Genomic DNA, 23224 nt, shown 5'->3' with positions numbered 1-23224 from the left:
TCCCCATTAAGACTGCAATGCATCGCTCAGGCGGTCTAAACGACTGCGCGCTGAGTTATCGATGACTAGGTCTCCGGCTCGAATAATAACTCCACTAAGTAGAGTCTCATCTATACTGCAATTCAGCTGAACTTTGCGCGCTAAGCGCTGTTCCAATTTGCTGCTGATCTCTGCGCGTTGTTCTTTAGAAAGTTCAACCGCTGAAGTGACTTCAACGTCGATCTCTTTCTCGTGCTCTTGTTTGAGCAATAAGAACTCTTTGCAAACATCAGGAAAAGCCATTAAGCGGCCATTCTCTGCCATTACTTTTATCAAGTTCTGGCCGAATTCATCAAATTGTTCGCCACAAATTACAATGAATACTTCAGCTAATTTTTCAGCAGTTTGAGAGCTGCTTAAGAAATTGTGAACATCATCATTTTGTGCCACTTCGGCAGCAAAAGTAAGCATCTGACCCCATTGGTCTAGCTCACCTTTCTCTACCGCAAAGTCAAACGCTGCTTTAGCATAGGGGCGTGCGATTGTAGTCAAATCAGACATATACAGCCCCTTGCTTTAAAGTTTTGCAGTAATGTTGTTAAGAAGATCATCGTGTACATCTTTATCGATTGTACGCTCAAGGATTTTCTCAGCACCAGCAATTGCCAGAGTTGCGACTTGTTTGCGCAGGTCATCACGGGCACGTGTGCGCTCAGCTTCAATTTCGGCTTCCGCTTGCGCTAAGATTTTCTGGCGTTCTGCCTGAGCCTCTTCGCGAGCTTCATCAATAATTTGAGCCTTGCGTTTATTTGCCTGTTCAATAACCTCAGTTGCGGTGCGCTTCGCTTCTTTCAATTGGTCAGAAGCGTTGGCTTGTGCTAGATCCAAGTTTTTAGCAGCGCGTTCAGCGGCTACTAGACCGTCAGCAATTTTTTTCTGACGCTCTTCAATTGCTTGCATGATTGGTGGCCATACATATTTCATGCAGAACCAAACAAACATAGAAAAAGCAATTGCTTGACCTAACAGAGTTGCGTTCATATTCACAACAGCTACCCCTCGTTAAGAATCAACTACAAAAATTTAATTAACTAATTAACAGTTAATTAGCCTGCTAGTTGACCAACAAATGGGTTAGCAAACGTGAATAGTAGTGCGATTACGATACCGATCATTGGAACAGCATCCAGTAGACCAGCGATGATGAACATCTTAACTTGTAGCATTGGAGCCATTTCAGGTTGACGCGCAGCGCCTTCTAGGAATTTACCACCAAGAATAGCAAAACCAATTGCAGTACCTACGGCACAAAGACCAACAATAATAGCAACAGCGATTGCTGAAAAACTTAGTACAGTTTCCATTTACGTTCTCCGATTAACATTAATAGTTAGAATAAAACTTAAAAATTTTTAGTGATCGCCATCTTCATGGGCCATTGATAAATAAACAATTGTTAACATCATGAAAACAAATGCTTGAATCAAAATAACCAAGATATGGAAGATAGCCCAAGGTAGAGAGCCTACCCATTGTAAATACCACGGTAGCATTGCCGCACAAAGAATGAATACAACCTCACCTGCGAACATGTTACCGAATAGACGCATACCAAGTGATAGAGGCTTCGCGAGTAGCGATACCACTTCAATCAGTAGGTTAAACGGGATCATGATTGGGTGATTAAATGGATGTAAAGCAAGTTCTTTGGCGAATCCACCTAAGCCTTTTACTTTGATGCTGTAGTAGATCATCAGAGCAAAAACACCTAAGGCCATTGACATGGTTATATTAACATCAGCTGAAGGAACCACTTTCAAATAAGGGATACCTAGCCAATGCTCCGCAGGATATGGTAAGAAATCGATAGGCACTAAGTCCATCAAGTTCATTAAAATAATCCAGCAGAATATAGTCAGTGCTAATGGAGCAATCAGAGGGTTGCGGCCATGGAAAGTGTCTTTAACGTTGCCATCAACGAATTCAACTACCATTTCAACAAAACACTGAAGCTTACCAGGTACACCTACTGTTGCTTTCTTAGCGACTGAGCGAAAAACCCAAAGGAATAACATCCCTGTCAACACCGAAAAAAACAGACTGTCTATATGTACGTTCCAGAAACTTGTCTCCTCTACAAGACCAAACTTAGCTAAAGAAAGGTTTTGTAAGTGGTGCTCAATGTATCCGGATGCTGTTGGCGCAGCCATAACTCATCCTATTTTTTATTGTTAATGAAAAGCACTGGCGCAAAGATATTAATACCTAGAACCAGTAAATAGGTCAGTTTGAGGGGAACTAATTCCACCTGCATATACATGTAGACAATAGAGAATAGTAGAACTGTGATAAGGATTTTTAGCGCTTCGCCTGCATAGAACGACGCCGCAACTAACTTAGTTGCGCGAGCTCCACTAAATAGGAAAGCACACACACAAAAAACTGCATTTGCGATGACAAAAATACCGCCACCGATTAATGCAGCAAAACCCCAATCAGGATTAACAGCTAAACCTAACCCTATCGCCACTAATATAACCGCGCTAAGCTCGATCAATAACATTTGCTTTGCAAGCACTCGTCCTGGTCTTGCTAACGCCGCTACCATGTATTCGTTCCTCTTTTAAGCCTTCTTTACTACTCGCTTAAAAGCGTGCTGAGAAATTGGCGAAAATTATACGTTCAGCCAAATTGATTGCAATAACAATGCAGCAATCATTTACATTTTTGCATACAAACCTACAACTTTTGTACGAAATTACTTGTTTATTACATAATTGACCTAAATCAATTATCTCATTTAGTACTCTAGTTTAGCAATAAGTTGCTCTAATTTGTGAGGCTCATCAAGAGTAATTGTCACTTTTGACTTACCGCTAACAGAACGAGTAACTGAAACGTTTGCTTGCAATTTTTCCGTGAGTCTTCGTGAAAGTTCGATAGCTTCTGTGTCTTCAGGCTTCGATTCACCTTCAACGTCTGGTTTTAAGCACTTTTTGACAAGCTGCTCAGTTTGACGCACGGTCATTTTTTTGGTTGCCGCAGTGTTGGCTGCTTCAATCTGGGTATCACCTTCAAGCGCAAGCAATGCTCGAGCATGACCCATTTCCAGTTGTTTATTGGAAACTAAACCTTTTACTTCATTTTCTAACTGATTTAGACGTAATAAGTTACTAACCGTTGCTCTCGATTTACCGATCACTTCGGCGACTTGTTGATGTGTCAGCTCGAATTCGTTCTGTAAGCGCTCTAGCGCTTGTGCTTCTTCGATAACATTCAAGTCTTCACGCTGAATGTTCTCAATCAATGCCATCGCAATCGCAGCTTTGTCTTCAACCTTCTTGACCAAGCACGGCACCTGTTTTAAGCCAGCTTGACGCGCAGCTCTCCAACGGCGCTCACCAGCAATAATCTCATATTGTCCATACGCTAAAGGACGCACGACGATCGGTTGAATAATACCTTGAGATTGAATAGATGCGGCCAGCTCTTCTAGCGCTTCTGGCGCCATATCCTTACGCGGTTGATATACGCCTGGCTTCAAGCTACCGATAGCAATCTCTGTGAACTCGCCTTCTGCAGACAAAGCCTGACTATGAGAAGCAACTTGTTGTTTTTCACGAGCCAATGAGCTAGTTGCAAGTAATGCATCTAACCCTTTTCCTAAACCACGCTTAGACATTGAGCGAATTCCTTTGGTTAGACCTATACTGGGACTTCTTCACGACGCAACATTTCGCCTGCAAGAGCAAGATATGCCTTCGCTCCTGCGGAATATTTGTCGTAGTACATTGCTGGCTTGCCATGACTAGGCGCTTCTGCCAGACGCACATTTCTAGGGATAACAGTTCGGTAGACTTTGCTACCAAAATGTTTTTTGAGTTGATCAGATACTTCGTTCGATAAGCGGTTACGAGGATCGTACATAGTACGTAGAAGACCTTCGATCTTAAGATTCTCGTTTACTACCGCAGCGAGTTTACTGATGGTATCCATCAACGCAGTCAAACCTTCCAAAGCAAAGTATTCACATTGCATAGGAACCAATACGGAGTCGGCCGCAGCCATCGCGTTGATTGTAAGAAGGTTTAATGAGGGCGGACAATCAATAAAGATGAAATCATAGTTATTGCGAATGGGTTCGAGTGCATTTTTTAAACGAACTTCACGAGCAAACACTTCCATCAGCTTGATTTCTGCCGCAGTAACATCACCGTTCGCGGCGATGAGGTCATAATTGCCAGATGTACTCCGGCAAACCACCTCATCAAATGGGGTGTCTTCAACCAACAAATCGTAAGCTGTTGCTTCAACTTGATACTTGTCGACACCGCTCGCCATAGTGGCATTACCTTGAGGATCGAGGTCAACAACCAATATCTTGCGTTTTGTTGCCGCCATTGATGCTGCTAAATTAATGCAAGTTGTTGTTTTTCCTACGCCACCCTTCTGGTTGGCAATTGCTACGATTCTACCCACTATGGCCTCGCTGATTATCCCTGACGCGATAAAGTAACTAGATGACGCTCTCCATCAAGCTCTGGCACTTGCAAAGCTTTAATGTCTGTCACTGAACACCATTCAGGTAACAGGTCGATTTCGTCTCTAGGATGTTGTCCCTTAAGAGCCAAAAATACACCGGATTGCTCTTTAGGTAAATGGTGACACCACTCTACCATGTCTGTCATTGACGCAAATGCACGACTGAGCACTGCATCAAACTTTTCTTCTGGTTGAAATTCTTCAACGCGACTTTGAACCGGTACCACGTTGTCGATACCCAGCTCATGAATCACCTGTTTGATAAAACGAATACGCTTACCTAGGCTGTCTAGCAAGTAAAACTCGCAGTCTGGATTCATGATTGAGAGCGGAATCCCCGGAAGACCAGGTCCCGTACCCACATCGATAAAGCGCTTACCTTGTAAGTGAGTGCTAACAATGATGCTATCTAAGATATGTTTCACCATCATTTCTTGCGGGTCACGAACTGACGTTAGGTTGTAAGCCTTGTTCCACTTGTTCAGTAACTCAACGTAGCCAACCAATTGGCCACGTTGCTTTTCAGATACTTCAAGTTCAGTCTGGCCAATCAGGTGATCCAGTTTTTCGCGTAATGCGCTCATTATGCTTCCTCACCTTTTTTCAGCAGGCCGTGTTTTTTCAAATAAACCAACAGAATTGAGATTGCTGCAGGCGTAATACCTGAAATTCGAGAAGCAATACCAATTGAGTCAGGCTTAGCAGTCGTTAGTTTAAGAACCACTTCGTTAGAAAGTCCTTTCACCTTGCTGTAATCGATATCAGCAGGCAATTTGGTATTTTCATGACGCAGTGATTTTTCAATTTCGTCTTGTTGACGCTGGATATAACCATCGTACTTCACTTGGATCTCAACTTGCTCAGATGCTTGTTGATCTTCCAATGCAGGGCCAAAACGATCCAATGCCGTTAGTTGTGAATAAGTCATTTCAGGGCGACGAAGAAGATCTTCACCGCTCGCTTCACGAGACATTGGTGTTTTCAGAATTTGGTTCAGTTGATCAATATCTTCAGATTTTGGATTAATCCAAGTCTCTTTCAGACGTTGACGCTCCTTCTCCATGTTTTCCATCTTCTCGTTGAAACGAGCCCAACGAGCGTCATCAACAAGGCCAAGTTCACGCGACTTTTCAGTCAAGCGGATATCGGCGTTGTCTTCACGAAGCAGCAGACGGTATTCCGCGCGAGACGTAAACATGCGGTAAGGTTCTTTGGTACCCATGGTAGATAGGTCGTCGATAAGCACGCCCATGTAAGCTTGGTCACGACGTGGACTCCAGCCTTCTTTGCCTTGAGTAAACAAACTTGCATTCAGACCGGCCATCAAGCCTTGTGCAGCCGCTTCTTCATAGCCAGTGGTACCGTTGATTTGACCCGCAAAGAATAGACCTTTGATAAACTTAGTTTCGTAAGTCAGCTTAAGGTCGCGAGGATCAAAGAAATCGTACTCAATCGCATAGCCAGGGCGAACGATATGAGCATTTTCAAAGCCCTTCATCGAACGAACAATTTGAACCTGTACATCAAACGGCAGACTGGTAGAGATACCATTCGGGTATAGCTCGTGAGTCGTTAGACCTTCTGGCTCAATAAAAATTTGGTGACTGTTCTTGTCAGCAAAACGCATTACTTTGTCTTCAATCGAAGGGCAGTAACGAGGGCCAATGCCTTCAATCACACCCGCGTACATAGGGCTGCGATCAAGGTTGGCACGAATTACGTCATGCGTATTTTCATTGGTATGCGTGATGTAACATGGAATTTGACGAGGTTGTTGAGCTCGGCTGCCCATGAACGAGAAAACAGGCGTCGGGTTATCACCGTGCTGAACCTCAAGCTCAGAAAAATCAACGCTACGCGCATCGATACGAGGAGGAGTACCTGTTTTCAGGCGATCAACTCGGAATGGAAGATCACGAAGACGGTCAGCCAGTGCGATCGATGGTGGATCACCAGCACGGCCACCTGAAGAACTTTCCATACCAATATGGATCTTGCCGCCTAGGAATGTGCCCACAGTCAGAACCACTGCGCTTGCGCGGAACTTAAGGCCCATCTGCGTTACCACACCTACCACTTGATCCTGTTCAACGATCAAGTCATCAACCGACTGTTGGAACAAAGTCAGGTTTGGCGTGTTTTCAAGAACGTTACGAACAAAGGCTTTGTACAGTGCGCGGTCAGCTTGTGCACGAGTAGCACGAACCGCAGGGCCTTTTGATGCGTTCAATGTTCTGAACTGAATACCTGCATGATCAATAGCTTGCGCCATTAATCCACCCATTGCATCGACCTCTTTTACCAAGTGGCCCTTACCGATCCCGCCAATGGCTGGGTTACAAGACATTTGTCCTAGTGTATCGATATTATGAGTAAGTAATAACGTACTTTGACCAGTACGTGCAGATGCGAGTGCGGCTTCCGTTCCTGCATGGCCACCACCAACAACGATGACGTCAAATTTTTCGTGATAAAGCATGAACCGACCTCAGGTATTCAAACGTTTTCTAGATTGATAAAAAGGAGCGATATTCTACCTGTTTTCATAGCCTGAGAAAACGTTTTTGGGATTTTTCGAAAAAGCTGTTTTTAATTAATATAGATAAGATCTTTAAGGAGATCTTTTATTAGATCTATTATTAGGATCGAGGGTATCTGTGGATAAGTCGGAAATGATCAACGAGATCATGGATCTTTTTTGGATCAAATGATGTGATCTAACTTTGATCAGGATGAGGATTAGCTGGGATCAAAATGGCTACTTATTCACAGGAGGAAATTAGCCTAAAACTTGTTATTTGGATAACTATAGGTTAATCACCGTATATGTATGATCTTATCCACAGCAGAAATTGAAAATAGATCGCTAATTTTCGATGTTTTTGAAAAAAGTTATTCACAATCACGATGTTCAGAGACAAAAAAAGCGGCATAAGCCGCTTTTTGAGAGAGGAGAGAGGTTAAAACTGGTCGCTATGATCGTTGAACCAAGCTTCTGCTGCGTCTTCTGGTACCGGAGTTTCCAATACATCGATGGTAAAACAGTCAGAAATAGGCTGAGCACCGAGCTCTTTCATCTGGCTGTGGACTGATTTTCCCGCCAAACAGAAGGTATCGTAACTCGAATCACCAAGCGCCACGACAGCAAAGCGAACCGGGCTTAAATCTGGAGATTGCTGGGTCAATGCGTCGATAAACGGCTTAATATTATCTGGAAATTCACCCGCACCATGAGTTGAAGTCACCAGCAACCAAAAGCCTTGTTGGGGAATATCATCGAATTCAGGCTGATTATGAAGGGTGATCTCGTGGCCTTGCTCTTCAAGAAGATCATTAAGGTGATCGCCAACGTACTCTGCACCACCTAAGGTGCTGCCTGTAATAATGTGGATCATTAAGCTGTCCTTACTAAAGAAAAAGGCCAGCATGAGCCGGCCTTTAAAGGTTATTTACCAATACAGAAAGAGGTGAAGATACGGCCGAGTAGGTCATCGGAACTGAATTCACCAGTAATCTCGTTAAGGTGTTGCTGCGTTATACGCAGTTCTTCTGCCAAGATTTCCCCTGCCATATAGCCTTCGAGCTGTTGCTGGCCAATATCTAGATGCTCAGATGCGCGTTCTAGGGCATCTAAGTGGCGACGACGTGCCATGAAGCCACCTTCATTGCCACCAGCAAAGCCCATGCAATCTTTTAAGTGATTACGTAGTGCATCAACGCCTTGTCCCGTCTTTGCTGATAGTCGAATCAGAGTTGGATCATTAACATGGCAAATCCCGAGATCTTCACCGGTTTGATCGGCTTTGTTACGAATCACGGTCATTCCGATGTTATTCGGCAGACGATCAACGAAATCTGGCCAGATATCTTTCGGGTCGGTTGCATCGGTAGTGGTGCCATCGACCATAAATAAAACGCGATCGGCTTGAGCAATTTCTTCCCAAGCGCGTTCAATACCGATTTTTTCGACTTCATCCGAGGCTTCACGCAGGCCTGCGGTATCAATAATGTGCAGTGGCATACCATCAATATGGATATGTTCACGAAGTACATCACGGGTTGTACCTGCAATATCAGTCACAATCGCGGAGTCTTTACCCGATAATGCATTCAGTAAGCTCGACTTACCGGCATTAGGACGACCTGCAATCACCACCTTCATACCTTCACGCATGATGGCACCTTGATTGGCTTCTTGGCGAACCGCTTCGAGGTTGTCGATGATAGCTTGTAAGTCAGCACTTACTTTACCGTCAGCAAGGAAATCAATCTCTTCTTCTGGGAAGTCGATAGCGGCTTCAACATAGATGCGTAAGTGAATCAGAGAGTCCACCAGCGTATTAATGCGTTTCGAGAACTCACCTTGCAACGATTGCAGAGCTGATTTCGCCGCTTCTTCTGAACTGGCATCAATGAGGTCAGCAATCGCTTCTGCTTGGGTTAAATCCATCTTGTCGTTCAAGAAGGCACGCTCCGAGAACTCACCTGGGCGTGCTGCGCGTAGCCCTGGAATAGCGAGGATGCGCTTGATGAGCATATCCATTACCACAGGACCACCGTGGCCTTGCAGCTCTAAAACGTCTTCACCGGTAAACGAGTGCGGGTTAGGAAAGTAAAGCGCGATGCCTTTGTCTAGCTCTAAACCATCGTGAGATTTAAAAGGGGTGTACTCAGCGTAACGTGGTTTCAGTACTTTGCCGGTAACTTCAAGCGCAACTTGGGCTGCTTGTGGGCCTGAAACGCGAATAATACCGACGCCGCCACGGCCGGGTGCAGTCGCTTGAGCAACAATCGTATCTGTAGTCATAGTTGTGCCTGCTAGCATGTGAAAGCCAAAAAGGGGCGCTCACGATTAATCAATTAGCTGAATTGTAATCAGCTAAAAACAAAAAGGCGACCTTTTGGTCGCCTTTCTTTGTCTCTTTCTATTATCGAACTTACTTAGAATGTAAGCCTTTCTTTTCCAGCGCGCGGTAGATAAGTGTTTGCTGAATCAGAGTTACGATGTTCGATACTAGCCAGTATAGAACCAGACCTGAAGGGAAGAACAGGAAGAAGAATGTGAACATAACCGGCATAAAGGTCATGATCTTCTGCTGCATTGGATCCGTTACAGTTGTCGGGCTCATCTTCTGGATTAGGAACATTGAAGCACCCATCAGAAGTGGCAAGATGTAGTATGGGTCTTGTGCTGAAAGGTCAGTAATCCAACCGAAGAACGGTGAGTGACGCAGTTCAACAGACTCCATTAGTGCCCAGTATAGCGAAATGAAGATAGGCATTTGCAGAAGGATAGGTAAACAGCCACCTAGTGGGTTTACTTTCTCTTTCTTGTAAAGCTCCATCATTTCTTGGCTCATGCGTTGACGGTCGTCGCCGATACGCTCACGCATTGCAGTCAGCTTAGGCTGAAGCATACGCATTTTCGCCATAGACGTGTACTGAGCTTTCGTTAGTGGGTACATAGCACCACGAACGATGAAAGTTAGACAGATGATTGCCAGACCCCAGTTCACAACGATGCCTTGAATGAACGAAAGCAGAGTATGAAGTGGTTTAGCAATGAACCATAACCAACCGTAGTCAACTACTAGGTCTAGGTTAGGTGCAACAGCAGCCATTTGGTCTTGAAGTTTAGGACCAACCCAAAGCGTTGCTTTGAAGTTTGCTTCGTCGCCAGTAGCGATGGTTTTGTTCGGCATGCGAACACCGATGTCGCCAAGGTTACCAATTACACGAGTGTAAAGGTTGCTGCCTACTTCGTCGCGTGGGATCCATGCACTTGCAAAGTAGTGCTGAATCATCGCTGCCCAACCTTGACCGTTTGCTAGGTTAAGAGACAGGTTGCGATCTTGCATGTCGTCGAAGCTGTATTTTTTGTAACGCGTATCTTCCGTAGAGTAAGCACCACCACGGTAAGTTGGCATTGTTAGGCTACCGCCGTCATCCATTACGTTCTGACGCAGGTGAGCGTACATGCCGAATGTCGCGTTGTTACCAGAGTTGTTGACTACATCGTATTCAACATCCATTGCGTAGCTGCCACGCTTAAGGATGAATGTTTTCGTGTAATCAAGGCCGTTCGCTTGGTAAGTCATCGGGATGCGTAGTTCATCCTGACCATCAGCAAGCGTGAAGCTGTCTGCTGAAACTGTGTAGCTTGGGCGGTTTGTGCTGCTTAAATCGATACCTTGAGGACCCACTAGACCGCTTTGTGCGATAAATTGGTGACCTGGTTCGTTTTTAAGAAGAACAAACGTATCTTCAGAATCGAACTCAGCAGAGTAATCGTTTAGGTTTGCTTTAACGACATCACCACCAACCGTATCAATTGACAGAGTCAGTACATCAGTTGTTACTGTGATAGTTTTAGCAGAAGAAGCAACTTGACCAGGAGCCGGGTCTAGATCATCTGCATAAGATGGCGCTGGTAGGGTGCTGCCAGATTGTGCCTGCTCAACCGCTTGTGGTGCTGGATTCTGAGCTACGTTCCATTGTTGGAACAGTAGGAAAGAAACCAAAGCCAATGCGATTAACAGGATATTACGTTGAGAATCCATCGTTATTTATCTCTGTCTTGTTTTTGGACTGGTGGAACGGGGTCAAAGCCCCCTTCGTTCAAAGGATGGCATTTTAATAGACGTTTGCCTGATAACCAACACCCTTTTACAAAACCGTGAGCTTTCAACGCTTCTATCGCATATAAAGAGCAGGTTGGAGTAAATCGGCAGCGTGGGCCGATGAGTGGACTAATAAACCATCTATAAAAATAGATGGGTATTAGCGCTATCCACGCGAAGGGCGAGACAGGCGAAGCCATAATTTGTCGAGTAGCTTGAACATTTCTTCATTGCTTAAATCTTGCGCGCTCTTCTTAGCGATTACAACAAAATCTTTGTTAGGAAGTTTGTGTTGAGTGTTACGAAAGCTTTCACGAGTAAGACGCTTGAATCGGTTACGACCCACGGCGGTTTTAATCTGCTTTTTCGGAACGGCTAATCCAAGACGAGGATTTGAAAGAGAGTTATTTCGGGCAATGATGGTGAAATGAGGGGAGCCAGCTCGATGAGCTTGCTTGAAGACATTTTGATAATGTTCGGGAGTTAACAAGCGTAACTCCCGACCGAAGGCTAGCTTATTCAAAATAATCAAAGATTACTTAGAAAGACGCTTACGGCCTTTTGCACGACGTGCATTGATTGTTGCGCGACCGTTCTTAGTAGCCATGCGAGCACGGAAACCGTGAGTACGCTTACGCTTTAGAACTGTAGGTTGAAAAGTGCGTTTCATTGTAATTACCTTACTGATCAGTAGTTTTAGGTTTTTGTTAAACCCGGCGTGGGCATTTTTTCTCTTCTTTATATAAGAAAGGAAAACCGACGCCTCTCAACAAAGAGGCGGAATTGTAATCACTGTCACAAAAAGTGTCAATGATTGGGTTAACTAAAATTCCGGTCGGGGGATTATACGTAGAATAACTAAAATCACAAGGATCCTTAGTCGATCCCAACCTTATTTAAGAATTTTTTTAATTTAGGATCCTGTGGATTACCAAAAATATCCTGTGGAGATCCCTGCTCGATAATATGACCGTCAGCCATGAAGATCACTCGGTCTGCGACCTCTCTCGCGAACTGCATTTCATGGGTAACCACCAGCATGGTTTGATGCTGATTTGCCAGTTTTTTCATTAGGTTAAGCACTTCGCCAACCCACTCAGGATCGAGCGCTGAAGTCGGCTCATCAAACAGTAAAAGCTCGGGTTGTAGTGCCATTGCACGGCCAATACCCACCCGTTGTTGCTGGCCACCAGAGAGCGCGGCTGGGTAGCTATCACCTTTGTCACCTAAGCCAATATCATCAAGTATTTGTTGTGCTTTTTCATGGGCTTGCTGTTTTTTCCAACCACGAACGGTAATTAAACCTTCAGCAATATTCTGTCTCGCGGTTTGGTGAGCGAACAGTGCATAGTTTTGGAACACAAAACCGGTCTTACGACGCAGTGCAAGCACCTCTGCCTTAGTGTGTTTCTGAGTATCAACCTTGATATCATCAATCGAAATCGTGCCTTGATCGGCTTGCTCTAGAAAATTCACACAACGCAGTAGGGTAGATTTACCCGTACCACTTGAACCTATGATGACAATTATCTCACCTTGTTTGATTTCTAGGTCGATCCCTTTCAAAACTTCGGTGTCACCAAACTGCTTGTGGATACTTTGTAATTTGATCATCGTACATACGCCTTATTCAGTTTCACTTCGGCCCAAATTTGAATACGAGTGAGGATAACCACCACGCCCCAGTAAATCAGTGCGACTGCTAAGAAAGCCTCGAAGAAGCGGAAACTTGAAGAAGCCTCCATCTGAGCTTTAGCCATGATTTCGGCGACACCTAGGGTGAAGGCAAGTGAAGTCGACTTGATCATATCGATGAAGTAGTTCATCAACGACGGCAGTGCCACGCGAGTTGCTTGCGGTAAGATCACTCGGCGCATCGCTTGGCTGGTTGTCATACCGACCGAAAGGCTGGCTTCCATCTGGCTGCGATCAATACCGATAATCGCGGCACGAATACTTTCTGCCATATACGCGGCAAAGTGCAGGGTTAAGCCAATCACAGCGGCGCTGAAGGCATCCAACCCAACCATCCACGGGAAGACTTGTGGTAAGCCGTAATAAAGGAGGAACAGCTGCACCAACAGTGGTGTGCCTCGGAAGAAGCTAATGTACAGCTGGCTCAGTTGGTCGAGCACTGGGATTTTGAATACACGAATATTCGCCAGTATCAGAGACAGGATCAGAGCAAAGAACAAGCCCCAGGTCGCCATCTCCATCGTGGTGCCTAAATACTTCAGTAGTATTGGCAACAGCTCTAGCATGTAATTAAAGTCAAATCCCATAATCTATCTCGTATTTTTATTGGCAGTGTTGTTCTATATGTAAGTACTGTTGTATCAGGTTTTTTAATCAGTGCACAAAAGCAAAAAGCCCACCGCTGTATAAAGCAGTGGGCATTGAATGGAGAAAGTGAGTAATTACTTCTGAGTAATGTCCGCACCAAACCATTTCTGAGAGATACTTTCTAGCGTACCATCTGCGCGCATTGCTGCTAATGCTTCATTTACTTCTGCTTGCAGTTTTTTGCCGTTATCGTTGTCGACGAAAGGCCAAGCGTTTTCAATTGTTTCGAATGGCTGACCTGCTAGTTGTAATGGTAGACCAGTCTTCTTGATAAGCTCTAGTGCTGATAGGCGATCCATTACGAATGCATCGGCACGACCCAGTGCCACGTCATGTTCAATACCTGTATCGTAGGTTTTTACATTGATCTTGCCATCTTTGTCGTAGCTGCGAAGCAGTTGTTCAAAGTTTGAGCCTAGGTTTACCGCAACCGTCTTGCCATCAAGGTCTTCGATGCCTTTAATGCTGTCATTACCTTTACGAACGGTAATTTGTGCGCCGTCTACTACGTATGGGTCTGCGAATAGGTATTTCGCTTTACGTGCATCCGTCATTGTAATTTGGTTTGAAATGGTATCGATGCGACCCGTTTCAAGAAGACCAAACAGACCAGAGAAGTTTGCCGTTACGTATTCAACCTTGTAATCGTTACGCTTACCGATCTCATCCCATAAATCCACTTCAAAACCCTGTAGCTGGTCTTGTTTAACGAACGTAAACGGGAAATAGCGACCAGACATGCCGACTTTAACTTCAGTCGCAGCTTGAACAGTAGCAGCAGAGAGTGCGATAGCCGCAATTGCAGCCTTAATCCAGTTATTCATTTGGTAACTCCTTATATTTATGGGTTTGGATGTTACTGGGAAAATGCTCACTAGAATAAATAACCAGATGTTATTAACCATAACCAGATTGAATTCCCGATTTGGGGATAACTAGCAAGGATCCGGGCATAAGTGGGTCATTGTGTGAGTAAATTAGGGGCAAGATGTGTGGATCCACCGATAAATTACAAATTTATTGTGAATAACTTGGATCTTATTCACTGGATCTGTGATCAATTGCTGGTGATCTGACTTATCAACAGGTAAAATTAGCGGTCATTTCATATTACTTTAAATAGAGTGAGGGCACCGTGTCATCTTCGCTTTGGTTGCAGTGTTTGCAACAGCTTCAAGAAGAGTTACCAGCTACAGAATTCAGTATGTGGGTTCGTCCGTTACAAGCGGAACTCAATGACAATACTCTAACTCTATTTGCACCGAACCGTTTCGTACTCGATTGGGTTCGTGATAAGTATCTAAATAGCATTAACCGTCTGCTGCAAGAATATTGCGGTAACGATATCCCACATCTTCATTTTGAAGTGGGAAGCAAGCGTGTGATTGCACCAAAGCCTGCGACACCGACACCAACTCAGACTCGCACTGCAGCTGATGTGGCCGCTGAGTCATCAGCACCTGCGCAATTACAAGCTCGCAAACCTGTCCATAATATCTGGCGTGATGAAGAGCCTGTCGCGGTTGACTTGAATCACCGCTCAAACGTGAACCCAAAACATAAGTTCAATAACTTTGTTGAAGGTAAGTCGAACCAACTCGGTTTGGCTGCGGCACGTCAGGTTTCTGATAACCCAGGTACAGCCTACAACCCGTTGTTCCTATACGGCGGCACTGGTTTAGGTAAAACGCACTTGTTGCATGCGGTGGGTAACGCCATTGTTGATAATAAGCCGAATGCGAAAGTGGTTTACATGCACTCAGAGCGTTTTGTTCAGGATATGGTAAAGGCTCTGCAAAACAACGCGATCGAAGAATTTAAGCGCTACTACCGTAGTGTTGATGCATTGCTTATCGATGACATCCAATTCTTTGCTAATAAAGAGCGTTCTCAAGAAGAGTTCTTCCATACCTTTAACGCGCTGCTTGAAGGCAATCAACAGATCATCCTAACGTCTGACCGTTATCCAAAAGAGATCAACGGGGTAGAAGATCGTCTTAAATCTCGTTTCGGCTGGGGTTTGACGGTAGCGATTGAGCCACCAGAGCTTGAGACACGTGTTGCGATCTTGATGAAGAAAGCCGAAGACCACCAAATTCACCTTGCGGATGAAGTGGCGTTCTTTATTGCTAAGCGTCTACGCTCTAACGTTCGTGAACTGGAAGGCGCATTGAACCGTGTTATTGCGAATGCAAACTTCACTGGCCGCCCGATCACGATCGACTTCGTGCGTGAAGCACTGCGTGACCTACTTGCACTGCAAGAAAAACTGGTCACTATTGATAACATTCAAAAGACAGTAGCCGAGTACTACAAAATCAAAGTCGCTGATCTATTGTCTAAGCGTCGTTCTCGTTCTGTTGCTCGTCCACGTCAATTGGCGATGGCACTGGCGAAAGAGCTAACAAACCACAGCTTGCCTGAGATTGGCGATGCATTCGGTGGTCGTGACCACACGACGGTACTGCATGCTTGTCGTAAGATTGCTCAGCTGCGTGAAGAGAGCCACGACATTAAAGAAGATTATTCGAACTTGATTCGTACCCTTTCTTCTTAATACACAGTATTCTTAACCTTAATAAGCAGAATCTTGGCCACGTACTATTACGCAGTGCCATTTAGACCGTAAGAGCAAGATATGAAATTTACCATTGAACGTAGTCACCTGATTAAGCCATTACAACAAGTATCTGGCGCACTCGGTGGTAGGCCAACGCTTCCAATTCTAGGAAACCTACTGATTAAAGTAGAAGATAACGTGTTGTCGATGACAGCGACGGATCTAGAAGTTGAACTGATCAGCCGTGTAACGCTTGAAGGTGATTTCGAAGCGGGTAGCATTACCGTACCTTCACGTAAATTCCTAGATATCTGCCGTGGATTGCCAGATAACTCAGTGATCACGGTGGTATTGGATGGTGACCGTATTCAGGTTCGCTCTGGTCGTAGCCGCTTCTCTTTAGCAACATTACCTGCGGCAGATTTTCCAAATATTGAAGACTGGAGCAGTGAAGTTGAAGTGTCAGTGACACAAGCTGAACTTCGCGGTCTTATCGAGAAAACACAATTCTCAATGGCGAACCAAGATGTTCGTTACTACCTCAACGGTATGTTGTTTGAGATTGAAGGCTCTATCCTGCGCAGCGTAGCGACCGATGGTCACCGTATGGCAGTATCTCAAGCACAACTGGGTGCGGATTTTGCTCAGAAGCAGATCATTGTTCCTCGTAAAGGTGTTCAAGAGTTAGTGAAGCTATTGGATGCACCTGAACAGCCAGTAACACTGCAAATTGGTAACTCTAACGTGCGAGCTGAAGTGAACAACTATGTCTTCACTTCTAAGCTGGTTGATGGTCGTTTCCCTGATTATCGCCGCGTAATGCCGCAAAATACCACCAAGACACTTGAAGCTGGCTGTGATGAATTACGTTCAGCATTTTCTCGTGCTGCGATTCTATCGAATGAAAAATTCCGTGGTGTTCGCGTTAACCTTGCGGATAGCGAGATGCGCATTACCGCGAACAACCCAGAGCAAGAAGAAGCAGAAGAAGTACTCGATGTTAACTTCGACGGTGACGCGCTAGAGATTGGCTTCAACGTAAGCTACGTATTGGATGTTCTGAACACACTGCGTTGTGAACAGGTTCGCATCTCAATGTCAGACGCCAATGCGAGTGCTCTTATCGAGAACGCACAAGATGACAGCGCGATGTACGTTGTTATGCCAATTCGCTTATAAGCAGCCCTATGTTGACCTACCGAGTCGTGATTGAAGATTAATATGAAGACGTTATGCCTTTATCGCGCTTAATCGTTAAGCAGTTTAGAAATATTGAAGCCTGTGACATTCAACCGTCATCAGGCTTTAACTTTCTTATAGGGCCTAACGGAAGCGGCAAAACCAGTGTCCTTGAAGCTGTGTATCTGCTCGGACATGGTCGCTCATTCAAGAGTTCACTTACCGGTCGTATCATACAAAACGAGTGTAGTGAGCTGTTTGTACATGGCCGTTTTATGACCTCGGATCAATTTGAGCTGCCAATTGGCATTAATAAGCAGCGCGATGGCACGACAGAGGTTAAAATAAGCGGTCAAACTGGGCAAAAGTTGGCTCAGTTAGCTCAAGTCTTACCTTTGCAGTTGATTCACCCTGAAGGGTTTGATTTACTAACCGATGGACCTAAGCATCGCCGAGCATTCATTGATTGGGGAGTCTTCCACAGTGAGTCGGGCTTTTATGATGCGTGGGGCAGGGTAAAGCGCCTAAATAAGCAGCGAAACGCCTTATTGAAAACGGCAACGCACTATCGAGAGCTGAGCTATTGGGACCAAGAATTGGCCCGTTTAGCAGAAAGCATCAGTCAGTGGCGTGCCACCTACGTTGATCAGCTCAAAGAAGTCGCCGAAGAAATCTGTGCGACCTTCCTTCCTGAGTTTGAGATAAAGATTAACTACTATCGTGGCTGGGACAAAGACACCCCGTACGCCGATATATTAGAAAAGAATTTTGAAAGGGATCAGCAGCTTGGTTACACCTTTAGTGGGCCAAACAAAGCGGATCTGAAGATAAAAGTGAACGGCACTCCAGTGGAAGATGTCTTGTCACGAGGTCAATTGAAGTTGATGGTGTGCGCGCTACGAGTAGCACAAGGGCAACACCTCACTCAAATGACAGGTAAGCAGTGCATCTATTTGATAGATGACTTCGCTTCCGAATTAGATAGCCAACGCCGAGCACGTCTTGCTGAGTGTTTAAAGGCGACCCAGGCTCAAGTTTTTGTAAGCTCTATTACCGCTGATCAGATTGCAGATATGCATGACGAAAATAGCAGGATGTTTCATGTGGAACATGGCAAAATAGAGCAAGGATAATTAGTCAGAGAGTAACTATGTCAGATAATTACGATTCATCGAGTATTAAAGTACTGAAGGGTCTGGATGCGGTACGTAAGCGTCCTGGAATGTACATTGGCGACACGGATGATGGTACCGGTCTGCACCACATGGTTTTTGAGGTGGTAGATAACTCTATTGATGAAGCGCTAGCTGGTCACTGTAATGACATCATTGTAACTATCCATGAAGATAGTTCTGTGTCTGTGAGCGATGACGGCCGTGGTATTCCAACAGAATTGCACCCAGAAGAAAACGTATCTGCAGCCGAAGTAATCATGACGGTTCTTCACGCTGGTGGTAAGTTCGATGATAACTCGTACAAGGTATCTGGTGGTCTGCACGGTGTTGGTGTTTCAGTAGTTAACGCACTTTCTAAGCAAGTTACTCTTACTATCCACCGCGGTGGCAAAATCCACACTCAAACCTACAGCCACGGTGAGCCTCAAGCGCCACTAGCGGTTATCGGTGACACGGATAAAACAGGTACAGAGATTCGTTTCTGGCCGAGTGAAGAAACCTTCACTAACATCGAGTTCCATTACGACATTTTAGCTAAGCGTCTACGTGAGCTATCATTCTTGAACTCAGGTGTATCAATTAAGCTAATTGACGAGCGCGAAGAAGACAAAATGGATCACTTCGAATACGAAGGCGGTATCCAAGCGTTTGTTGAACACCTTAATACTAACAAAACGCCAATCATCCAAAAAATCTTCCACTTTAACTCTGAGCGCGAAGACGGTATTACCGTTGAAGTTGCGATGCAGTGGAATGACGGCTACCAAGAAAACATCTACTGTTTCACCAACAACATCCCTCAACGCGATGGTGGTGCTCACTTAGCTGGTTTCCGTGCGGCGCTAACGCGTACTCTGAACAGCTTCATGGACAAGGAAGGCTTCTCTAAGAAAGCGAAGACTGCGACCTCTGGTGATGATGCTCGTGAAGGTCTGACGGCGATTGTTTCTGTTAAAGTGCCTGATCCTAAGTTCTCAAGCCAAACTAAAGATAAGCTGGTTTCTTCAGAAGTGAAGTCTGCCGTTGAATCTACAATGGGTGAGAAGTTGTCTGAGTTCCTTATTGAGAACCCAGGTGAAGCGAAAACAGTTTGTTCTAAAATTATTGATGCAGCACGTGCTCGTGATGCAGCGCGTAAAGCTCGTGAAATGACACGTCGTAAAGGCGCATTAGATTTAGCGGGTCTTCCTGGTAAGCTTGCTGACTGTCAGGAAAAAGATCCTGCACTGTCTGAACTATATATTGTGGAAGGAGACTCTGCTGGCGGTTCAGCTAAGCAGGGGCGTAACCGTAAGAACCAAGCAATCCTACCGCTGAAAGGTAAAATCCTTAACGTAGAGAAAGCACGTTTCGATAAAATGCTGTCTTCTCAAGAAGTAGCAACGCTAATCACCGCTCTTGGTTGTGGTATTGGTCGTGACGAATACAACCCAGATAAACTGCGTTACCACAACATCATCATCATGACCGATGCCGATGTCGATGGTTCTCACATCCGTACCCTGCTACTGACGTTCTTCTACCGTCAAATGCCAGAGCTGATTGAACGTGGCTACATCTACATTGCTCAACCGCCACTTTACAAAGTGAAGAAAGGTAAGCAAGAGCAGTACATTAAAGATGAAGATGCGATGAACCAGTATCAAGTATCTTTGGCTTTAGACAACGCAGAACTGCACGTAAACCCTGAAGCGCCAGCATTTGCAGGTGAAGGTTTAGAGAAGCTTGTTCAGCAATACAATGCAGGCATCAAGCTTGTTGATCGTATGAGCCGCCGTTACCCACGCGCATTGGTTCACGAACTGATTTACGTTCCTCGTCTAACGGCCGAGCAGTGTCATGATGACGCGGCAGTTGAAGCTTGGGGTAAGCAGCTTGTTGAACAGCTAAACGCGAAAGAAGTAGGTGCAAGCCAATACAGCCTTGAAGTTGAAAAACACGAAGAGCTAGGCTTAAGCGTTCCTAAGATTGTGGTTCGTACTCATGGTGTGACTCATGAACACCTACTAAGCATCGATCTTATTAACTCTAAAGAGTTTGGTAAGCTAGCGGATCTTTCTGAAGCTCTTGATGGCTTGATTGAAGAAGGCGCTTACATTAAGCGTGGTGAGCGTACTCAAGAAGTTTCTAGCTTCGTTGATGCTCTGAACTGGTTAGTGAAAGAGTCTCGTCGTGGTCTAAGCCTACAGCGATACAAAGGTCTAGGTGAGATGAACCCTGATCAACTTTGGGAAACCACGATGGATCCTGAAACTCGCCGTATGATGCAAGTAACAATTGAAGACGCTGTTGGTGCTGATTTGTTGTTTACGACGCTAATGGGTGACCAAGTTGAACCTCGTCGTAACTTCATCGAAGAGAATGCACTGAAAGTAGCAAACCTAGACGTTTAGTCTCTTTGATACTTCGCTCTTTGGCTTAATTTCTGTGTCAGAGGTGCTCACATACATTCGTATGCTCCGCGCCTCTTCCTTGAACTAAAGCCAAATAGCTTCGTCTCAAAAAACTAAAATCATTTTAAAGCACTATCCTTTGGATGGTGCTTTTTTATGTTTGTAAGATATTGAAAAATATTGAGTTGCAAAAATAATTGAAAATAACCCCTTGAAACTATTTTGCTCAATCCATATATCTATTTGTGAAGAGGATGACTGTCTTGCTCTACAAGAGAAGAAACAGAACCTTCATTACCGCTAACGAAGTATCGCTCAATAGAGGATAACTTTGGCAGCACACAACTTAAAAATTGATTCATTGCCATGTCCCAGCGTTGTCGCCAATAGAGGTGAAACCCGAGGAATGCGAATTGAATCTCTTAGCTGTTTACTGGGTCACACACAGGTTAGATCCAAGTAAAATTCGCAGCTAAGACTATTGCTTACTAAAAGGATAGCATTATGAGAACTGTAGATTTCACTCCACTTTACCGCAACGCAATCGGCTTCGATCGTCTATTCAACATGATGGAAGCGAATACATCGAAGAACTCTTCTGGCGGTTACCCTCCATACAACATCGAGCAAAAAGACGAGAACAACTACCGTATTACTATGGCAGTCGCTGGTTTTGCTGATGACCAATTAGATCTGACTCAGAAAGAGAACATGCTAATTGTGAAAGGTGAGCGTAAAGCAGAAGCAGAGAAAACCTTCGTATACCAAGGTATCGCAGAGCGCGATTTCGAGCGTAAATTCCAACTGGCTGACTACGTAAAAGTGGTAGGTGCAAGCATGGAAAATGGTCTTCTTCACATCGACCTCGAACGCGAAATCCCAGAAGCGATGCAACCACGTAAGATTGCTATCAATGGTAATAGCCTACTAGAAGGTTAATTACTGTTAGCTCCTTAGAGCTAAAAAATATCGGGAAGTAAAAGTGAAAGAGCACCTCATGAGGTGCTCTTTTTGTATTTGGCCTACAGTAAGCTAAAAGCTCTTATTACTGCTCTGAGTAAGCCTTTTTCACTTCATCAGCAATGATCGCAATACCCTTCTGCATTGCTTCATCATCTTGTATGTAGTTCATACGTAGGCACTGATGAGCATGATCCCACTCGTCTTCTTGGCCGATAAAGAAGTATTCACCCGGAACAATCAATACGCCGCGAGCTTTAAGGCGGTCGTACAGTTCCATTGTGGTGATTGGTAGCTCATCAAACCATAACCATAAGAAGATAGCGCCTTCAGGTTTATGGATACGGAAGCGTGGGTCATCGATAGCGTCTTGTAACAGTTCAACTGCACGTAGTGACTTATCTTTATAGAAAGGTTTGATTACCTCGCTACTTAAGCGCAGTAAATCGCCTTTTTCAATCATGTGATTGGCAATTGCAGGGCCAACACTGTTTGGCGCTAAGCTAATGATGCCATTCATGTTGGTCAATGCTTGTGTTACTTCTTCACTCGCAATCACGATACCGCAACGCACACCCGGCAAACCAAGCTTAGATAAACTCATGCACAGAATCGTATTTTCATTCCAGAACGGTTCGACATTTTCAAAGATGATGTTTGGAAACGGCAGGCCGTAAGCATTGTCGATCAGTAGCGGGATGTTGTTTTCACGCGCGAGCTTGTCCAGTTTACGTACTTCATCGTCGGTCAGTACGTTGCCTGTTGGATTGGTTGGACGAGATGCACAGATAGCCGCGACTGAGTCATCAACCTTTAGTTGTTCAAAATCGACGTGGTATTTGAACTGGCGGTTTTCTAGCAGCTCGATCTCTGGGTGGTAAGAGATAAAGATATCGTCATCAATACCCGCGTCGCCATAGCCGATGTATTCCGGTGCGATAGGCAGTAGGATTTTCTTATGTGAGCCGTCAGGCTGTTGACCTGCTAAAAGGTTGAACAGGTAAAAGAAGCCACTTTGACTGCCGTTAGTCAGGCTGATGTTCTTTTCGCTGATGTCCCAACCATAGGTCTCTTTCAGCATTGCCGCTAACGACTTGATGAAGCTGTCTTTACCCTGCGGACCATCGTAGTTGGCGAGGGCGGCGATGAGTTCTCCACTGGCGAGCATGTCGGCACTGGCTTGGTTAAAGTAATCGAGCATGGCAGGGATAGCGGCTGGGTTACCACCACCGAGCATGATTGCGCCTGGAGTGCGCAGGCCATCATTTAAATCATCCATTAAACGAGTGATTCCAGAGTATCGATTAAACTTTTCACCAAACTTAGAGAACTGCATTACTTATTTTACCTAATTCATTGTGATTGCTTGTTATGTGTCAGTAAGGCAGACCTTATGCCTGCCATCAGTGTATTCCTTGAACATACCGCAATGTTTTTGCGACGCATAGCGCCAAATGCTCTAACACGAAAAAA

The 23224-nt window shown here is 44.8% G+C and carries 24 protein-coding genes; 5 read left to right on the top strand and 19 right to left on the bottom strand.

All coding sequences use genetic code 11. The features are described from left to right. Window positions 1-6: 6 nt before the first annotated feature. The 18 genes from atpH to AB4558_RS14090 form a co-directional block, all read right to left on the bottom strand. Window positions 7-540, bottom strand: a complete 534-nt coding sequence (gene atpH, locus AB4558_RS14175) for a F0F1 ATP synthase subunit delta (protein ID WP_017058795.1) — start codon at window positions 538-540, stop codon at window positions 7-9. Window positions 541-555: 15 nt separating this feature from the next. Next, the gene (gene atpF, locus AB4558_RS14170; protein WP_032545592.1) at window positions 556-1026 is read right to left on the bottom strand and encodes a F0F1 ATP synthase subunit B; all 471 of its coding nucleotides are present in this window, start codon (window positions 1024-1026) and stop codon (window positions 556-558) included. Between the two features lie 59 nt (window positions 1027-1085). After that, entirely contained in the window at window positions 1086-1343 is a 258-nt protein-coding gene (atpE, locus tag AB4558_RS14165; RefSeq protein WP_004411110.1) for a F0F1 ATP synthase subunit C, read from the bottom strand. A 48-nt stretch (window positions 1344-1391) separates the two neighbouring features. Next, a complete protein-coding gene (gene atpB / locus AB4558_RS14160) occupies window positions 1392-2189 on the bottom strand; it encodes a F0F1 ATP synthase subunit A (protein WP_017058797.1) in 798 nt (265 codons plus the stop codon). Between the two features lie 8 nt (window positions 2190-2197). Continuing rightward, complete coding sequence (locus AB4558_RS14155; protein ID WP_017058798.1) at window positions 2198-2587, bottom strand: F0F1 ATP synthase subunit I; 390 nt, start codon at window positions 2585-2587, stop codon at window positions 2198-2200. Window positions 2588-2779: 192 nt separating this feature from the next. Further along, the gene (locus AB4558_RS14150; RefSeq protein ID WP_372073275.1) at window positions 2780-3661 is read right to left on the bottom strand and encodes a ParB/RepB/Spo0J family partition protein; all 882 of its coding nucleotides are present in this window, start codon (window positions 3659-3661) and stop codon (window positions 2780-2782) included. 23 nt (window positions 3662-3684) lie between these two features. After that, the gene (locus AB4558_RS14145; protein WP_029235097.1) at window positions 3685-4458 is read right to left on the bottom strand and encodes a ParA family protein; all 774 of its coding nucleotides are present in this window, start codon (window positions 4456-4458) and stop codon (window positions 3685-3687) included. A 14-nt stretch (window positions 4459-4472) separates the two neighbouring features. After that, window positions 4473-5105, bottom strand: a complete 633-nt coding sequence (gene rsmG / locus AB4558_RS14140; RefSeq protein ID WP_017058801.1) for a 16S rRNA (guanine(527)-N(7))-methyltransferase RsmG — start codon at window positions 5103-5105, stop codon at window positions 4473-4475. Further along, entirely contained in the window at window positions 5105-7000 is a 1896-nt protein-coding gene (gene mnmG, locus AB4558_RS14135) for a tRNA uridine-5-carboxymethylaminomethyl(34) synthesis enzyme MnmG (protein WP_017058802.1), read from the bottom strand. The genes rsmG and mnmG overlap by 1 nt, the downstream gene beginning before the upstream one ends. Before the next feature lie 481 nt (window positions 7001-7481). Then, entirely contained in the window at window positions 7482-7916 is a 435-nt protein-coding gene (mioC, locus tag AB4558_RS14130) for an FMN-binding protein MioC (RefSeq protein ID WP_017058804.1), read from the bottom strand. Window positions 7917-7966: 50 nt separating this feature from the next. After that, on the bottom strand, window positions 7967-9328 hold the full coding sequence (mnmE, locus tag AB4558_RS14125) for a tRNA uridine-5-carboxymethylaminomethyl(34) synthesis GTPase MnmE (protein WP_372073277.1): 1362 nt from the start codon (window positions 9326-9328) through the stop codon (window positions 7967-7969). Between the two features lie 130 nt (window positions 9329-9458). After that, window positions 9459-11081 (bottom strand): membrane protein insertase YidC, encoded by a 1623-nt coding sequence (gene yidC, locus AB4558_RS14120; RefSeq protein WP_372073278.1) that lies wholly within the window; start codon window positions 11079-11081, stop codon window positions 9459-9461. Between the two features lie 2 nt (window positions 11082-11083). Continuing rightward, on the bottom strand, window positions 11084-11341 hold the full coding sequence (gene yidD, locus AB4558_RS14115) for a membrane protein insertion efficiency factor YidD (RefSeq protein ID WP_004735802.1): 258 nt from the start codon (window positions 11339-11341) through the stop codon (window positions 11084-11086). Next, entirely contained in the window at window positions 11308-11631 is a 324-nt protein-coding gene (gene rnpA / locus AB4558_RS14110) for a ribonuclease P protein component (protein ID WP_017055478.1), read from the bottom strand. The genes yidD and rnpA overlap by 34 nt, the downstream gene beginning before the upstream one ends. 45 nt (window positions 11632-11676) lie before the next feature. After that, a complete protein-coding gene (gene rpmH / locus AB4558_RS14105; protein ID WP_004735800.1) occupies window positions 11677-11811 on the bottom strand; it encodes a 50S ribosomal protein L34 in 135 nt (44 codons plus the stop codon). A 206-nt stretch (window positions 11812-12017) separates the two neighbouring features. Beyond that, window positions 12018-12755, bottom strand: a complete 738-nt coding sequence (locus tag AB4558_RS14100; protein ID WP_017063027.1) for an amino acid ABC transporter ATP-binding protein — start codon at window positions 12753-12755, stop codon at window positions 12018-12020. Beyond that, window positions 12752-13423 carry an amino acid ABC transporter permease gene (locus tag AB4558_RS14095; RefSeq protein WP_009848134.1) on the bottom strand — a complete coding sequence of 224 codons (672 nt, stop codon included), beginning with the start codon at window positions 13421-13423 and terminating at the stop codon, window positions 12752-12754. The genes AB4558_RS14100 and AB4558_RS14095 overlap by 4 nt, the downstream gene beginning before the upstream one ends. Window positions 13424-13558: 135 nt before the next feature. Continuing rightward, window positions 13559-14308 carry an amino acid ABC transporter substrate-binding protein gene (locus AB4558_RS14090; RefSeq protein ID WP_009848135.1) on the bottom strand — a complete coding sequence of 250 codons (750 nt, stop codon included), beginning with the start codon at window positions 14306-14308 and terminating at the stop codon, window positions 13559-13561. A gap of 311 nt (window positions 14309-14619) precedes the next feature. Here AB4558_RS14090 and dnaA point away from each other — a divergent pair, with 311 nt between their 5' ends. From dnaA to AB4558_RS14065, 5 genes are all read left to right on the top strand, one after another. Continuing rightward, a complete protein-coding gene (gene dnaA / locus AB4558_RS14085; protein WP_017058808.1) occupies window positions 14620-16041 on the top strand; it encodes a chromosomal replication initiator protein DnaA in 1422 nt (473 codons plus the stop codon). Window positions 16042-16122: 81 nt separating this feature from the next. Then, window positions 16123-17223: a DNA polymerase III subunit beta gene (gene dnaN / locus AB4558_RS14080; RefSeq protein ID WP_017058809.1), complete on the top strand. Its 1101-nt coding sequence runs from the start codon at window positions 16123-16125 to the stop codon at window positions 17221-17223. 53 nt (window positions 17224-17276) lie between these two features. After that, entirely contained in the window at window positions 17277-18356 is a 1080-nt protein-coding gene (recF, locus tag AB4558_RS14075; protein WP_372073280.1) for a DNA replication/repair protein RecF, read from the top strand. Between the two features lie 17 nt (window positions 18357-18373). Continuing rightward, on the top strand, window positions 18374-20791 hold the full coding sequence (gene gyrB, locus AB4558_RS14070; protein ID WP_017058811.1) for a DNA topoisomerase (ATP-hydrolyzing) subunit B: 2418 nt from the start codon (window positions 18374-18376) through the stop codon (window positions 20789-20791). 504 nt (window positions 20792-21295) lie between these two features. Continuing rightward, a complete protein-coding gene (locus AB4558_RS14065; RefSeq protein WP_009848140.1) occupies window positions 21296-21730 on the top strand; it encodes an Hsp20 family protein in 435 nt (144 codons plus the stop codon). 106 nt (window positions 21731-21836) lie between these two features. Here the strand turns inward: AB4558_RS14065 and AB4558_RS14060 are convergent, their stop codons facing one another. Continuing rightward, a complete protein-coding gene (locus AB4558_RS14060; protein WP_372073282.1) occupies window positions 21837-23087 on the bottom strand; it encodes a valine--pyruvate transaminase in 1251 nt (416 codons plus the stop codon). Window positions 23088-23224: the final 137 nt, after the last annotated feature.

Source organism: Vibrio sp. 10N.222.51.C5, from assembly GCF_041474575.1.
GTDB classification, from domain to species: domain Bacteria; phylum Pseudomonadota; class Gammaproteobacteria; order Enterobacterales; family Vibrionaceae; genus Vibrio; species Vibrio crassostreae_C.
Note: the sequence above shows the minus strand (reverse complement) of the source record. Positions and strands in the feature narration are given on the sequence as shown.

Bases quoted from the DNA above. Each gene is read 5' to 3' on its own strand.
- atpH (WP_017058795.1), bottom strand. From the start codon at position 540: ATGTCTGATTTGACTACAATCGCACGCCCCTATGCTAAAGCAGCGTTT.
- atpE (WP_004411110.1), bottom strand. From the start codon at position 1,343: ATGGAAACTGTACTAAGTTTTTCAGCAATCGCTGTTGCTATTATTGTT.
- atpB (WP_017058797.1), bottom strand. From the start codon at position 2,189: ATGGCTGCGCCAACAGCATCCGGATACATTGAGCACCACTTACAAAAC.
- AB4558_RS14155 (WP_017058798.1), bottom strand. From the start codon at position 2,587: ATGGTAGCGGCGTTAGCAAGACCAGGACGAGTGCTTGCAAAGCAAATG.
- AB4558_RS14150 (WP_372073275.1), bottom strand. From the start codon at position 3,661: ATGTCTAAGCGTGGTTTAGGAAAAGGGTTAGATGCATTACTTGCAACT.
- rsmG (WP_017058801.1), bottom strand. From the start codon at position 5,105: ATGAGCGCATTACGCGAAAAACTGGATCACCTGATTGGCCAGACTGAA.
- mnmG (WP_017058802.1), bottom strand. From the start codon at position 7,000: ATGCTTTATCACGAAAAATTTGACGTCATCGTTGTTGGTGGTGGCCAT.
- mioC (WP_017058804.1), bottom strand. From the start codon at position 7,916: ATGATCCACATTATTACAGGCAGCACCTTAGGTGGTGCAGAGTACGTT.
- mnmE (WP_372073277.1), bottom strand. From the start codon at position 9,328: ATGACTACAGATACGATTGTTGCTCAAGCGACTGCACCCGGCCGTGGC.
- yidC (WP_372073278.1), bottom strand. From the start codon at position 11,081: ATGGATTCTCAACGTAATATCCTGTTAATCGCATTGGCTTTGGTTTCT.
- yidD (WP_004735802.1), bottom strand. From the start codon at position 11,341: ATGGCTTCGCCTGTCTCGCCCTTCGCGTGGATAGCGCTAATACCCATC.
- rpmH (WP_004735800.1), bottom strand. From the start codon at position 11,811: ATGAAACGCACTTTTCAACCTACAGTTCTAAAGCGTAAGCGTACTCAC.
- AB4558_RS14100 (WP_017063027.1), bottom strand. From the start codon at position 12,755: ATGATCAAATTACAAAGTATCCACAAGCAGTTTGGTGACACCGAAGTT.
- AB4558_RS14095 (WP_009848134.1), bottom strand. From the start codon at position 13,423: ATGGGATTTGACTTTAATTACATGCTAGAGCTGTTGCCAATACTACTG.
- AB4558_RS14090 (WP_009848135.1), bottom strand. From the start codon at position 14,308: ATGAATAACTGGATTAAGGCTGCAATTGCGGCTATCGCACTCTCTGCT.
- dnaN (WP_017058809.1), top strand. From the start codon at position 16,123: ATGAAATTTACCATTGAACGTAGTCACCTGATTAAGCCATTACAACAA.
- recF (WP_372073280.1), top strand. From the start codon at position 17,277: ATGCCTTTATCGCGCTTAATCGTTAAGCAGTTTAGAAATATTGAAGCC.
- gyrB (WP_017058811.1), top strand. From the start codon at position 18,374: ATGTCAGATAATTACGATTCATCGAGTATTAAAGTACTGAAGGGTCTG.
- AB4558_RS14065 (WP_009848140.1), top strand. From the start codon at position 21,296: ATGAGAACTGTAGATTTCACTCCACTTTACCGCAACGCAATCGGCTTC.
- AB4558_RS14060 (WP_372073282.1), bottom strand. From the start codon at position 23,087: ATGCAGTTCTCTAAGTTTGGTGAAAAGTTTAATCGATACTCTGGAATC.